Origin of the sequence: Rhizobium sp. R693 (genome assembly GCF_002211315.1) — a bacterium.
GTDB lineage: Bacteria > Pseudomonadota > Alphaproteobacteria > Rhizobiales > Rhizobiaceae > Rhizobium.
Map to the genome: position 1 here is coordinate 190,087 of NZ_LOKY01000034.1, position 13,569 is coordinate 203,655.

Consider the following 13,569-nt stretch of genomic DNA (forward strand, 5'->3'; position numbering starts at 1 on the left):
CTGGCGCAACTGCAACCCGGGCAATATCCGCAAGGGCGATTTTTCCATCAATTGCGGCGCCATTGGCGACGACGGCAGTTTTGCGATTTCTCCAGACGAGGACACGGGAAAGGCGGCGGTCATCGCCCTGCTCCAAACGACTTCCTACATCCAGGACACTCAAGGACGCTATCTTCCGCTATGCGCCCCCGCACGAGAATGAGTCCGAAGACTACGCGCAGTTCATCCACGACAATACAGGCATTGCGCTGACGGTGGTCCTTGCCGGCCTGAAGATGGACGACTTCCGCAAGATCGCGAGATTCATCCAGATCATCGAGGGATGGAAGCCAGGCACGATCAGGCCGAATGCGCCGCCCGCACCACTGATCGGTGCGACCCTCAGTGTGGCGTCGTCGGCGGCGTCGGCAACGCAGGACTGGATGACCATCGCGCGCCGGTGCACGATCCTTCTTCCGGAACAAGAAGAATCAATTCCTTGTGTTGAAGGGGCCGAAACCAGGCGCCATTGCGGTTCGCCGCTATGCACCCTTCGCTGATCCAAGTTGGGCTACCGGCAACGGCCATGTTGGCTTCGTGGTCTCCTGGACGAACACTGCAGTAACGCTACTTGGCGGCAACCAGGGCAATACAATCTGCGAGAGGACATTTCCGTTGATCGAAATGAACGGAGCCACGAAAGAATCCGAATTCGTTCGCTTCCTGATGCCGGTCATCGTTTGAGGCTCGCCCTGCCTCAGGGTTCCGGTGCTCGACAACAAATACCATTAACAACCGCTGGCGGCGGCCCGCAAGCCGCCCCGCATCCCGGCGATCCGGAAGGACAACAACGGACCGGGCGACCGCTGTTTCAATCATTCGGCCCTTGAGGCTGCGGCGATCAATCGAGGTGTTCGCCGCCGACGGCTGGCATAACACCAAAGCTTTTTGGCCGTTGCAGCGCCTCCAGCATGCTGCCCTCGGCGGAATGATTTCCATTTTTCCATTCCGCGACACTTTTCAAGTGATAAAATGGACGGTGACGTACAACGGCGACGCCTTCAGGCAGGACGCGCCTGCTCAGCGATGGGAGGAGGAAATGTCGGAAACGACCGTCAATGTCCGTTACATGGTCGATGATGTCGAGGCAGCCATCACATGGTACACGACTCATCTGGGCTTTTCAGTTCTGTCAAACTACGCCCCCGCTTTCGCAGATGTGCGGCGCGGAGCGCTGCGACTGTTGCTCAGCGGACCGACGAGTTCGGCGGCACGACCGATGCCGGACGGCGCACAGCCCCGATCCGGCGGTTGGAATCGTATACATCTCATCGTCGACGACCTGCCTGCGGAAGCGGCACGCCTGCGCACCGCCGGCGTCCAATTCCGCAATGACATCGTCACGGGACCGGGCGGATCGCAGATCCTGCTGATAGACCCGTCCGGAAATTTCGTTGAACTCTTTCAGCCGGCACTGCGTCTCGAACGTCCACAATAATACCCCTGTACCATCCCATTTGCCGTCGTCGCCCCCAATCGGCAATCCGTCCAGTGGGCGCACACGGTTGCAACCATCGCGTTCAATATAGTGCGAACGCCCCCCAGTCTGGCACGGAATTTCCGCCAAGCATCTGCTTCTAAATAGCTATTGCGGTGAACGGTTAACTATAAGATAAGTATTAAAAGTTGCATATGCAGCCCCACACAGCAAGCACAATAGATCACAGCTATACCGGCAATGTGCCCGTCAGACATCTGGCGGCGATGATACCGCTTGCGAAAAATCGATGAATCAAGACCTGAAACACGTTGCACGACGACAGTAGATCAATCGTCGGTCTGAACAGTTTCCGCCATGCGCATTGACATCCTAGGCCGGCAAGCCCCTGTGGAGGAGAAGCCATGTCTTTTGATCTTACTCAGCCGCTCTCTTGAGAGAGCGCGGCAGGAGACGCAGCCGTGATGCTCGACGAACTCCAGCCGAACATAGTCAAGGAACACACGCGCGAATTCCTGACCATCCTGTTCCTGAAATTCACCGATCCGGCCGGCGGCCGCACGCTGCTGAAATCCGCCCGGGCTCACCTGATGGAGGTCAAGGCGTTCAAGGCCGCCGGCACGAAGGGCACTCCCTATATCGGCGTCGGCATCACGCGCGACGGTTACGCGGCTCTGCAGATCCCCGACCCGAAGATCCCGCAGGACGGCCTGTTCCTCGCGGGCATGAAGAACGCCGCGCTGAACGACCCAGCCCCGGCGAGCTGGGATCCGCATTTCCACGCCGTCATCCTGGTCGGCGACCAGATGTCCGGGCCGCGCAACAAGGCTTGCGGCCGTGCATCATCTGATCCAGGCCGCCCACGGCGTTCAGATCCTCGGCGAGGAAAACGGCCACGGCCTGCACAACAAGAACGGCGACGGCATCGAGCACTTCGGCTATGTTGACGGCCGCAGCCAGCCGCTGTTTCTCACCGAGGAAATAGACGACGAGCGGCTGACCGCCGACGGCACCGGCAACTTGGACCCGGCCTTCGGGCTGAACCGCGTCATCGTCCCAGACACCGCGGCGCCCGATCCGGCGAAGCATTTCGGCAGCGACTTCGTGTTCCGCAAGCTCGAGCAGAACGTCACGCTACTCAAGAAGCAGGAGAAGGCACTGGCGAAGCGGCTGAAACTGAAGGGCGACGACGCCGAACGGGCTGGCGCCATGCTGGTCGGTCGCTTCGAGGACGGCACGCCGTTGACAGCCCAGTTCGCTGACGGCAACCACCATCCCGTTCCCAACGACTTCAACTACAATAGCGATCCGAACGGCGCCAAGTGTCCATTCTTCGGCCATATCCGCAAGGTCAACCCGCGCGGCTCTGGCGGCTTCGAACCGGTGAATGACGAGCGCCTGCACATCATGGCGCGGCGCGGCCAGACCTACGGCGTGCGCACCGATCAGCCCAATGACGGCCGGATCGACAACAAGCCGAGCAAGGATGTCGGCCTGCTGTTCATGGCCTTCAATGCCGACATCGCGCAGCAGTTCGAGTTCGCGCAGGGGGCATGGGCGAACAATCCGGGCTTTCCCCGGCTGCCGGCAGGTGCAGGTAGCCCCGGTCTCGACCTGGTGATCGGCCAGAGCCCGACCCCCCGCCCCGATATCCACTGTCCGGTCCAATGGGGCGGATCAACGGTGACCACCACGACGGCACCGCCTCAGGCAGTGACCATGAAGGGCGGCGAATACTACTTCATGCCGTCGCTGGCTTTCTTCCGCAGCCTCTAGGTACGCCGATCTCACGGTACGAACACCGCTGACCCCTGTGCCCGGCGGGTCAGGCTGCGAGAGCGAGACCGAGGCCGAGCGCGGCGAAATCGGCAAAGTCTGTTTCCCTTTTGTACTGTTTGCCTCTTCACTTTCCCAATGACTCTCGCCATATTCCGGCCATGGCCAAAACTCCGAAGAAATCCACCGCCCCGAATGGCTTCGAGGAAGCTCCGCAGTCGTCCTTTGGCGCTCCCCTGTCCGGCTCGGTCGCCGACTGGGTGAAGCAGCTGGAGGCCGATGCCGAGGCGTCAAGCGTCGAGACGCAGCGCCAGATCGCCTCGAAGGCCGGAAAGCACCGCAAGAAGGTAGAGATCGCCGCCTCGAAGTCGGCAAGAGGCACGTCCATGGGCGGCTCGACCGACCCGAAGACCCGCGCCGCCGCCGGCCTCAACCCGGTCGCGGGCATGGATACGACGCTGGAGGAAGCCGCCTCGCTGCAGGCCGGCACCGCCGTCACCGCCACAGTCGACGCGCTCGCCAAGCTGATCGAGAGCGGCAACCCGCTGCACAAGAACGGCAAGATCTGGACGCCGCACCGCCCTGCCCGGCCGGACAAGTCCGAAGGCGGCATCGAGATCCGCATGAACAGCGAATACCAGCCCGCCGGCGACCAGCCGACCGCCATCAAGGACCTCGTCGAGGGCCTGGACAATGGCGACCGCTCGCAGGTCCTCCTCGGCGTCACCGGCTCCGGCAAGACCTTCACCATGGCCAAGGTGATCGAGGAAACGCAGCGCCCGGCCCTGATCCTGGCGCCGAACAAGACGCTCGCCGCCCAGCTCTATTCGGAGTTCAAAAACTTCTTCCCCGACAACGCGGTCGAGTATTTCGTCTCCTACTACGATTACTACCAGCCGGAAGCCTACGTCCCGCGCTCCGACACCTATATCGAGAAGGAATCCTCGATCAACGAGCAGATCGACCGCATGCGCCACTCGGCAACGCGCTCGCTGCTCGAGCGTGACGACTGCATCATCGTCGCCTCCGTCTCCTGCATCTACGGTATCGGCTCGGTCGAGACCTATACCGCCATGACCTTCCAGATGAATGTCGGCGACCGCCTCGAGCAGCGCCAGTTGCTCGCCGACCTCGTCGCCCAGCAATACAAGCGCCGCGACATGGATTTTCAGCGCGGCTCCTTCCGCGTCCGTGGCGACACTATCGAAATCTTCCCGGCCCACTTGGAGGATGCCGCCTGGCGCATCTCCATGTTCGGCGACGAGATCGACGCCATCACCGAATTCGACCCGCTGACCGGCGCCAAGACCGGCGACCTGAAATCGGTGAAGATCTACGCCAACTCGCACTACGTCACCCCGCGCCCGACGCTGAACGCCGCCATCAAGTCGATCAAGGAAGAGTTGAAGCACCGCCTCGTCGAACTGGAAAAGGCCGGCCGCCTGCTGGAGGCTCAGCGCCTGGAGCAGCGCACCCGCTACGATCTGGAAATGCTCGAAGCCACCGGCTCCTGCCAGGGCATCGAGAACTATTCGCGCTATCTGACCGGCCGCGACCCCGGCGACCCGCCGCCGACGCTCTTCGAATACGTCCCCGACAACGCCATCGTCTTCATCGACGAAAGCCACGTCACCATCCCGCAGATCGGCGGCATGTACCGGGGTGACTTCCGCCGCAAGGCGACGCTCGCCGAATACGGCTTCCGCCTGCCCTCCTGCATGGACAACCGGCCGCTGCGCTTCGAGGAATGGGACGCCATGCGCCCCGACACGATCGCCGTCTCGGCCACCCCGGGCGGCTGGGAGATGGAACAGTCAGGCGGCGTCTTCGCCGAACAGGTGATCCGCCCGACCGGCCTGATCGACCCGCCGGTCGAGGTCCGCTCCGCCCGCAGTCAGGTCGACGACGTGCTCGGCGAGATCCGCGAGACGGCGGCCAAGGGCTACCGCACCCTCTGCACCGTGCTCACGAAGCGCATGGCCGAGGACCTGACGGAATACCTGCATGAACAGGGTGTGCGCGTCCGCTACATGCACTCCGACATCGACACGCTCGAGCGCATCGAGATCATCCGCGATCTCCGCCTCGGCGCCTTCGACGTCCTCGTCGGCATCAACCTTCTGCGCGAAGGCCTCGACATTCCCGAATGCGGCTTCGTCGCCATCCTCGATGCCGACAAGGAAGGCTTCCTGCGCTCCGAAACCTCGCTGATCCAGACGATCGGCCGCGCCGCGCGTAACGTCGACGGCAAGGTCATCCTCTATGCGGACAACATCACCGGCTCGATGCAGCGCGCCATGGACGAGACCGCCCGCCGCCGTGAAAAGCAGGTCGCCTACAACGAGGAACACGGCATCACGCCGGAAAGCGTCAAGGCGAAGATCTCCGACATCCTCGATAGCGTCTACGAACGCGACCACGTCCGCGCCGACATCTCGGGCGCCTCGGGCAAGGGCTTCGCCGACGGCGGAAACCTTGTCGGCGCTAACCTGCAGGCGCATCTCAACGCGCTGGAAAAGCAGATGCGCGACGCCGCCGCCGACCTCGACTTCGAGAAGGCCGCGCGCTTGCGCGACGAGATCAAGCGCCTCAAGGCCGCCGAACTCGCCGTCATGGACGACCCGATGGCGCGGGAAGAAGCCCGCTCGCAGGAAGGCGGCGGCCGCAAGGGCGGCAAGCCGGCCGCAGGCGGGGCATCCCTCTTCGCCAAGCCCGGCCTCGACGACATGGGCCCGGGCACCGACACCGCAACGCCGCTCTTCCGCAAGCCCGCGCTTGAGGCGATGGGCCGCGACGTCGCCGACCCCGCCTCCTCGGACTCGACCCGGGGAACGAGCCTCTTCCGCCGCAACACGCTCGACGAAATGACCGTCGGCCGCACCGAGAAACCGGTCACCGGCCACCTCCCTGACAAGCCTGACGCCGCCAAGAGCACGAAGCGCTTCTCACCGCTGCTGGAAGGCCAACCGGACCACGACGACGTCCGCCCGCTGGTGCGCGGCAAGACGGGCGTCGGGAGCTACGAGGATCCGGCCGAGCAGAAGCGCAAGGGCCGCACCAAGGGCAAAACAGGGCGGCCGGGCCGGTGAGCGCCCTCATGCCTGCGGGTCATCCGCCTGCCCGTCATCCCGGACTTGATCCGGGGTCCAGCGCACTCAAGTCCTTGAGAGCGAAAGACTCTCTTGCGCCCACAGACGCGGCGCTGCTGGATGCCGGGTCAGCCCAGCATGACGGAAGGGTAGCGACGAGCGTACCAAGGAAAACGTTGAGGCCGGAACGCCGACCTCTCCCTCGCCGTCACCCCGAACCTGATCCGGGGTCTCCGCCGATTCCTGTCTCGTTCTGATGAATTAGTCGCCAACGTACAAAATCAGAGCATCATCCGCTGTGCTGAAGTTCCATAGTATAGATCAAGCTCGTGCGATTTCTGCTTGTTGGCTTATCTTGGCTGACTGTACCGCTTTTTTTCACCGGCAGGAAAGACTTGCCTTCATCTTCAGACCAGAACGCCGTTTCAAAGATATCGAGAGGCGACGCCCCAAACCCCGGACAATGCCAAAGGTTTTCGGCGATCTGCGTGCCTGTGATCCTCCCATCGCAATGCAGGCAGAACCACACGTCGGACTCCCCGCGGCCCAGCGGGTGCCGTACCACACCGCGAAAGGTCGGGACGGCGCTGAGGATGCTCTGGCGAGGTTACGAGCGGTGTCGCCGTTGGTCTTCGTCGCGCGGGCTCTCAGAAATTTTTCGCAGAAAACTACGAAGCTTCGACAGAAACATCTCGGGCGGTTCAGCATAGTCGGCCTGGCGCGCAACTACGTCCCTGCGGTTCAGTTCCTGCCCTCTGCGAGCCAATACTTCTAGGCTCTTGACCAGATCCGGGCGCGCCGCAATAGCGTCCCCTACGCCCTTTCTGTCGAGGCGGTAAGCGGTCACGGGCGTCAATGCGGTAGCCGTTGCTGCGTAGGGCGTTCCTGTAATCATGCCGATTGCCCCAAGGCTTCCGCCCGGCCCCAATCTGAAGATCACTTCGGTCGAACCCGGTAGGCCATCAGTAATCTCGACGGTACCCGATGCCACGATGAACAGCACTTTCGGATCGTCACCCCGCTTCATAAGCTGATCGCCGGCGGCGAACCACACTTGGACCAGTTGGTCCGCCAAGAGACTTCGATCGGCATCGGCGAGGACTCCGAACCAATCGGATTCCTGGAGAAGGGCTGCCGCCGTTGGGACTTGTAAGCGCCCTTCGATCGGGACGCCCGGAACGGCAAGCGCAATGCCTGAGTGCCGGAGATGGGATTGGATGTGGCCCAGCAGTTCAGTCCGAGCCTCCACGAACACTTCGATGCTGGGAATTGTAAAGCTGATGTCATAGGCCACGCCGTCGCCCTGAAGCTCGGAGCGGGCCACGCTTGGAGGCGGCGTCGCCGATAATAACACGCAGGTTTTGACCGCCGCGTTCAGAACCGCCATGCAGCGATCGGGCCGTTCATTTGCTGCGACCCTCACCGTGATGGAAACGCGACGCACCTTCGTCGGCAAACTGTGGTTCACCAGACGCGCCTTTGCCATCACGCTGTTGGGGACGATGGCGACGTCCCCGTTCAACGTCGCGATATGTGTCGAACGCCAATTTACCTGTACGACGCGGCCTTCGATCCCGCCTTCCACCCAGACCAGATCGCCGGGACTATAGGGGCGCTCTATCCCGACCGCGACCCCTGAAAATACGTCTGACAAGCTGCTCTGAAGTGCTAGGCCCAACACGATCGCGATGACGCCGGAGGTGGCAAGGAGGCCACCGACCGGCACGGCGAAGACGAAATTGACAACGGCGAACAGGGTCAGAAGATGGATGAGGCCAGCCATCAGATCGGAAACGATCCGCGTTTCTCGCGGCTTGGTCTCAAAGACCACCAACAATCGGACAATGCCAATTGCGCATTGGGCGGCAACGAGCCACCATCCGATCTCAATGACTTGCTGCCATACTCGGTCGCCAGGCTGGGCAGCATCAAATTGCGGGGCAAACGGCGAGCCTCCCATTTGCAGTACCGCATAGGTGAGAGCGACGAACACAGCCACCCGCCAGGCGGCTCTCGCCCAGAGCGGCCATCTTCGCGTGATCCACGGCACGATCATGGCGGCAAACAACAGCAGGGTTGCACTAATCTGGGCGGCTTCTGTTGTCATATGATCCCCATCGATAGAAGCCGCGGATGCGGGCTTTCGTAGCCACGAGCCAGGGCTATGTTGACATCGCCCCACCGCCGGAACAAGCGCTGGCGGCTTGCGAAAACCTCAGGCTTGGCTGCGGCCCTGACCATGGTGGCCAGAGCTCTTATGTCCGCTTCTTAGTGTTAGTGTCCCCTTGGCTGACGGTCGGCTGTCGGCCCCAAATCCGTTATAGCTCCACACGAAGCCTATGTCTCCTGTTGGCGGATACCGTTGAAAAACTCGTCGGACTGGCTGCTCATCCGCCTGCTTCTGCTTTTTGGCGGAGTAGGTATGCCACTCTGCCCCGCGCCCCAGCGCAAGGTATCGGTCTATGCTGCTCTCATGCGGCAATCACGCCATGTAGTGGCCTGAGTTTGGCCAGCCTCCGGAGGTTTTGTGCGGTTGCGGCAAGCAGGAATTCGTCCCGCGCACCACATGGACCTCGTAACCTCAAACGCGCCATGCGGAGAATCCTGAGGTGAGCGAAGAGCATCTCGACCTTCTTGCGACGATGCCGGGACTGCTCGTATTGGGGTGTGGCAGCAATCGCTCGGGCGACATCGCGGGCATCTTCGTTGAGATCACGCGGTATTTTGCGTAAAGGCATGTTCGGGCAGCATTGGGGTTTCAGTTCGCAGTGATCACAGTCCCTTTTGCTGGCGCGGTAGAGCCGCGTCCCCTTGGCTGTGATACCCGATCTGGGCGTTGCGTAGGTGCGGTGGAACTGCTTCAGCTCCTTGCCTGCCGGGCAGATGTAACGATCATTTTCGGCTTCCCAGGTGAAGTCGGAACGCGAGAAGGTGCCGTCTGTCCGGTTCGATTTGTCGAAGACGGGAATGTGCGGGGCGATCTTCTTCTCCTTGACCAACCAAGCGAGATTGTCGGCGGAACCGTAGGCGCTGTCGGCGGCAATATAGCCCGGCCTCAAGCCGAAGCGGCTCTCTTCTTTGGCTTCCCATTCAGAGCCGGGCACCGAGCGCTGCTTGTTGGCGTCCGCTGCGATCAGGCTGGCGTCGACCGCAAATCCTTCCGCGCCGACCAGTCCCTGCGCAAGGCAGCGCTCGACCACTGTCTCGAACATATGCCGCCGGATGTCGCTCTGCCGAAACCGGCCATGGCGGTTCTTCGAGAAGCTGGAATGATCCGGCACCTTACCGTCCAGTCCGAGGCGGCAGAACCAGCGATAGGCAAGATTGAGGTGAACCTCTTCGCAAAGGCGCCGCTCCGAGCGGATACCCATGGAGTAGCCGATGATCAGCATCCTCATCATCAGCTCCGGATCAATCGAGGGACGACCGGTGCCGCTGTAGAAAGGTCTCAACTGTGCTCGGACGCTGTCGAGTTCGAGATGCCGGTCGATCCCGCGCACAGCAGGTGGTTGGCGGGAACGTGATCATCAAGGCAGAAGTCGTAGAAGAGCCGCGCTGGAGCCACCTGACATCCCATCATTCGCCTAATCCTCTGCAAATCACTCAGAGGATTGAATCACGCGTCTCAAGCACCGGCAATGCCGAGTTTTTCAACGGTATCGGCGCGAAGCGGACGCCGGTGATTGCGGATAGCGCGCACTATTCTTCCAGAAAAATCAGTCGTTCACTCAAGATTCCATCCCCGCCCCTCACCCCCATGCCATCATCCCCTCGTCCCGTCACGGATACACCGCAAGGCGTTGCGCCGAGTCGGGACCGGCGCGGGGTGAGAGGGTAGGACGCAAAAACTCACACACCGGGTCCGCAGAAAATGGTCTCCCTCCGGGGACGGCGGCGCCCGCGCGAATGCGGCGTCGAGTTGAGCCCAGGACGGCCTGTGTGGCACACATGGCCCCCAGCGGAAGCGAAGCTTCCTCGGGCAAGGCCGCAGAGGGACCGGAGTTGCGGGCATAAACCGCCGAACGGGGCGCTCGACAGCGCCATTTTGCACTTTTCAGATGAGGCTCTTTCGAGCGCGCCGTCCGAACTATACCGCCCGCGAGGGCCGGCAAACCGATGCAAGGATCAAACCACGGGTGAAACCAGCCGCGTGAAGGCAAAGCCGCGCGCCGCCGCCGGCGGACGGGCGCAGAGATGGAGGGGCAGACATGACGGGATCCGCAGACAAAACGGGCGAAGGGACGATGAGCGAACGGGAACACCGCATCGGCGACTACGGCACGCTGAGCCTGCGCCTGCGCACCGCCGAGATGCTCGGTCTGCCGGCGAGGGTCTGCGGCGTGCGCAACTGCCGCCGCAAGAGATCCTGCCTGCTCGTCTTCACCCACAACAGGCTGCCGCTCTGCTACACCATGCTGACCGACGAGGAACGCAAGGCGCATGACGAGTTCTTCGATTTCGCCGCCAGCGTCTACGAGGCGGCGCAGTCCGGCCACCTCTACCGCCTGCTGCTGAAGCACAGGCCGGAATATCACCAATCGGTGACCGAGATCGTCCGCCACGCCCTGCCGCCCGGCCATCGCGCCCATGGTGGCCTCGACGCGATCGAGAGGATCGAGGCGCAGATTGCCAACGCAGCCCCTCGCGCCGGGATTGCGGCCGGGCAGCGGCCGCACGACGCCCCCTGACACCGTCCCGGCCGGCCGCCACGCGCCTGATGGGCGGCGGCTCGTTAAACTTGCATCAATCCCTGCGTGGCATATCTGCCCCGGCAATGCGAAAGGAGACATGCATGGCATTCGTAGGCTTCAAGAACACCCACAACAACGCGATCTATGTCAATCCGGCGCAGGTCCTTTACGTCTCGGCCTTCGAGGAAGATGTCACCATCATAGCCTACGCCGTCGCCGATGCCGGCGGCAAACCGGTGGTCTCGCACGTCCGCGGCAGCGCCGATTTCGTGCAGCACAAGCTTGGCGGCGGCGCCGCCCGTTAGGATTGCACACGTCTTGCGGATACGCCCGAGAAAGGGCTCGCGGCGCGGCAGTGCCGTTCCGGCACAGTTTCCGGAAACGGGACAGCAACATCTGTGCATGGTTACCAATCGTCAAGTGTCTGAATCTTTGGCGATTCCCGCTGCCCAGAATCGCGTGCCACAATATTGCCGCTTGCCTTTTGCTTCGAATGCTGTCACCAAATGCGGCTCTCGGGCATTTGCATGCCGGTGACTGGACTGATGTGGTAAAGCTTTCCGGCAGGAAGGCGGCGTGGGGGTACCCGCGTGCGTAGACGTTCTTTCCCCGTTCGTGAACTACTCGACTGACCCTTCGCGCGTCGATTTTTCAATGAGAACGCGCGAAAGCTAAAGCCGTTCATTTCCTCTCGGGGGGATGGATACCAGACAGACTAAGGGAAAAGGACTATCCCAATGGCCACTAAGGGCACCGTAAAATTCTTCAACCAGGACAAGGGTTTTGGTTTCATTACGCCGGAAGGCGGCGCGAAGGACGTTTTCGTCCACATCTCCGCGCTGCAGGCTTCGGGCATCCAGTCGCTGCGCGAAGGCCAGCAGGTCACCTTCGACACCGAGCCGGATCGCATGGGCAAGGGCCCGAAGGCCGTCAACATCTCGGCTAACTAATCTGAGATTTCCTGTTTCGGCAGGATGGAACGGCGCTCCGCGAGGGGCGCCGTTTTCGTTTGCGGGCATGGTGGCCGGATCGGCCGGCAAGGGATGCTCCAGGCGGCCTTCCACGGACATGCCCTCGCGGACACGAATATCCCCGCTCTCCGCAACGGTGCGATACTTGCTCCGAAGATCCGCACTTCCGCACGTCCGGGAACCAGGTGCGGACCAAGGCGAAGGAGATGAGACGGGCGCATGAGTACAGACGTCGAAGAGGCTTTTTCCGCGCAAGGGCGCGCGTCGCCAGCTTTTCTTTAGCCGGCGTGAGAATGCCATCTCGAACGGAGTCCAGCCCGGCAGCCAGGGCACAGCTTCGCCGCCCGCTGCTCACAGGTCAGCGGCGCATCGCGCAGCACCAAGCTAGGCGCCGACCGCTTCGCGTGCGCCTTCGAAATCCACCGCGGCAAAGGCGGCCGCGATCACCTCGGGCCCCGCCCCCGTCTTGACCGCATCGGTCGAGAGGATCTGCCGATAGCGCCGCGCACCCGGCAACCCGGTAAACAGCCCCACCATATGCCGTGCCACCTGCTGCAGCCTGCCGCCGTTGGCGATATGGCGCTCGGCATAGGCCATCATCCAGTCGCGGATCGCGCCCCAGTCGGCCGTCTCCGCCGCCGCGCCGTAGAAGCGATGGTCGACATCGGCGAGAAGAGCTGCATTCTGGTAAGCCGCGCGCCCGAGCATGATGCCGTCGATGTGGTTCAGATGATCAGCTGCCTCGTCGAGCGTCTGGATGCCGCCGTTGATGCCGACGAAGACATCGGGCCGCGCCTCTTTCATGCGGTAGACGATCTCGTAGTCGAGCGGCGGGATCTCGCGGTTCTCCTTCGGCGACAGGCCCTTCAGCCAAGCCTTGCGCGCATGGATCCAGACGGCATCGACGCCGGCATCGAGCACCCGGTCCAGAAGATCGGGCAATGTCACCTCCGGATCCTGCTCGTCGACGCCGATCCGGCACTTCACCGTCACTGGCACGTCGGCCACTGCCTTCATCGCCGCCACGCAGGCCGCCACGGTGTCGGGCGTCAGCATCAGGCAGGCGCCGAAAGTACCGGATTGGACCCGGTCGGAGGGACAACCGACATTGAGATTGATCTCGTCGTAGCCGTAAGGTGCCGCGATCCTGACCGCCTCGGCAAGCTTCGCCGGATCCGATCCGCCAAGCTGCAGGGCCACCGGATGCTCCGCCGCATCAAAGGACAGCAGCCGTTCGCGTGGCCCATGGATGATCGCGTCGGCCACGACCATTTCCGTGTAGAGCAGCGCCTTGCGGCTGATCTGCCGGTGGAAATAGCGGCAATGCCGATCGGTCCAGTCTATCATCGGCGCAACGGCGAAGATCGGCCGGCCGGTTTTTAAGGCCTCGGCGTAGAAATTGGATGTCATCATGCCGCGCTCATAGCCTAAAGGCGGGCGAAACGCCAGTTTTCCCCGCGCAAGGCAGCAATGTTAGGATATGCAAGGCAACGATGACGGTTGCTTTGCCGAACGACGCTTTCCCCCGCCGTTGGTTTCCGTTTAAGATGCCAGGACTCACGAAC

Annotated in this window: 10 protein-coding genes and 1 pseudogene; 7 read left to right on the forward strand and 4 right to left on the reverse strand. The window is 62.3% G+C overall.

What is annotated here, in order from left to right:
- Positions 1-211: 211 nt before the first annotated feature.
- Positions 212-445, reverse strand: coding sequence for a hypothetical protein (locus ATY79_RS31000; protein ID WP_189638054.1), 234 nt, complete (start codon positions 443-445; stop codon positions 212-214).
- Positions 446-1,078: 633 nt separating this feature from the next.
- Here ATY79_RS31000 and ATY79_RS21655 point away from each other — a divergent pair.
- From ATY79_RS21655 to uvrB, 4 genes are all read left to right on the forward strand, one after another.
- Positions 1,079-1,477, forward strand: coding sequence for a VOC family protein (locus ATY79_RS21655; RefSeq protein ID WP_088694475.1), 399 nt, complete (start codon positions 1,079-1,081; stop codon positions 1,475-1,477).
- A gap of 464 nt (positions 1,478-1,941) precedes the next feature.
- The gene (locus tag ATY79_RS31700; RefSeq protein WP_245312425.1) at positions 1,942-2,424 is read left to right on the forward strand and encodes a hypothetical protein; all 483 of its coding nucleotides are present in this window, start codon (positions 1,942-1,944) and stop codon (positions 2,422-2,424) included.
- Complete coding sequence (locus ATY79_RS21660) at positions 2,315-3,253, forward strand: hypothetical protein (RefSeq protein WP_245312426.1); 939 nt, start codon at positions 2,315-2,317, stop codon at positions 3,251-3,253. The genes ATY79_RS31700 and ATY79_RS21660 overlap by 110 nt, the downstream gene beginning before the upstream one ends.
- Positions 3,254-3,414: 161 nt before the next feature.
- The gene (gene uvrB, locus ATY79_RS21665; protein WP_088704839.1) at positions 3,415-6,342 is read left to right on the forward strand and encodes an excinuclease ABC subunit UvrB; all 2,928 of its coding nucleotides are present in this window, start codon (positions 3,415-3,417) and stop codon (positions 6,340-6,342) included.
- A 607-nt stretch (positions 6,343-6,949) separates the two neighbouring features.
- On the opposite strand, the gene ATY79_RS21675 is transcribed toward uvrB, so the two are convergent.
- Positions 6,950-8,449, reverse strand: coding sequence for a mechanosensitive ion channel family protein (locus ATY79_RS21675; protein ID WP_088694359.1), 1,500 nt, complete (start codon positions 8,447-8,449; stop codon positions 6,950-6,952).
- Between the two features lie 364 nt (positions 8,450-8,813).
- Positions 8,814-9,922: pseudogene (locus ATY79_RS21680) on the reverse strand (IS1182 family transposase).
- Between the two features lie 628 nt (positions 9,923-10,550).
- Between ATY79_RS21680 and ATY79_RS21685 the strand changes: the two are divergent.
- From ATY79_RS21685 to ATY79_RS21695, 3 genes are all read left to right on the forward strand, one after another.
- On the forward strand, positions 10,551-11,030 hold the full coding sequence (locus ATY79_RS21685) for a hypothetical protein (RefSeq protein ID WP_088694361.1): 480 nt from the start codon (positions 10,551-10,553) through the stop codon (positions 11,028-11,030).
- A 104-nt stretch (positions 11,031-11,134) separates the two neighbouring features.
- Complete coding sequence (locus tag ATY79_RS21690) at positions 11,135-11,338, forward strand: hypothetical protein (protein ID WP_088694362.1); 204 nt, start codon at positions 11,135-11,137, stop codon at positions 11,336-11,338.
- Positions 11,339-11,770: 432 nt separating this feature from the next.
- A complete protein-coding gene (locus ATY79_RS21695; RefSeq protein ID WP_007533154.1) occupies positions 11,771-11,983 on the forward strand; it encodes a cold-shock protein in 213 nt (70 codons plus the stop codon).
- A 405-nt stretch (positions 11,984-12,388) separates the two neighbouring features.
- Here the strand turns inward: ATY79_RS21695 and dusA are convergent, their stop codons facing one another.
- Positions 12,389-13,417 carry a tRNA dihydrouridine(20/20a) synthase DusA gene (gene dusA / locus ATY79_RS21700; RefSeq protein WP_088694363.1) on the reverse strand — a complete coding sequence of 343 codons (1,029 nt, stop codon included), beginning with the start codon at positions 13,415-13,417 and terminating at the stop codon, positions 12,389-12,391.
- Positions 13,418-13,569 lie beyond the last annotated feature (152 nt).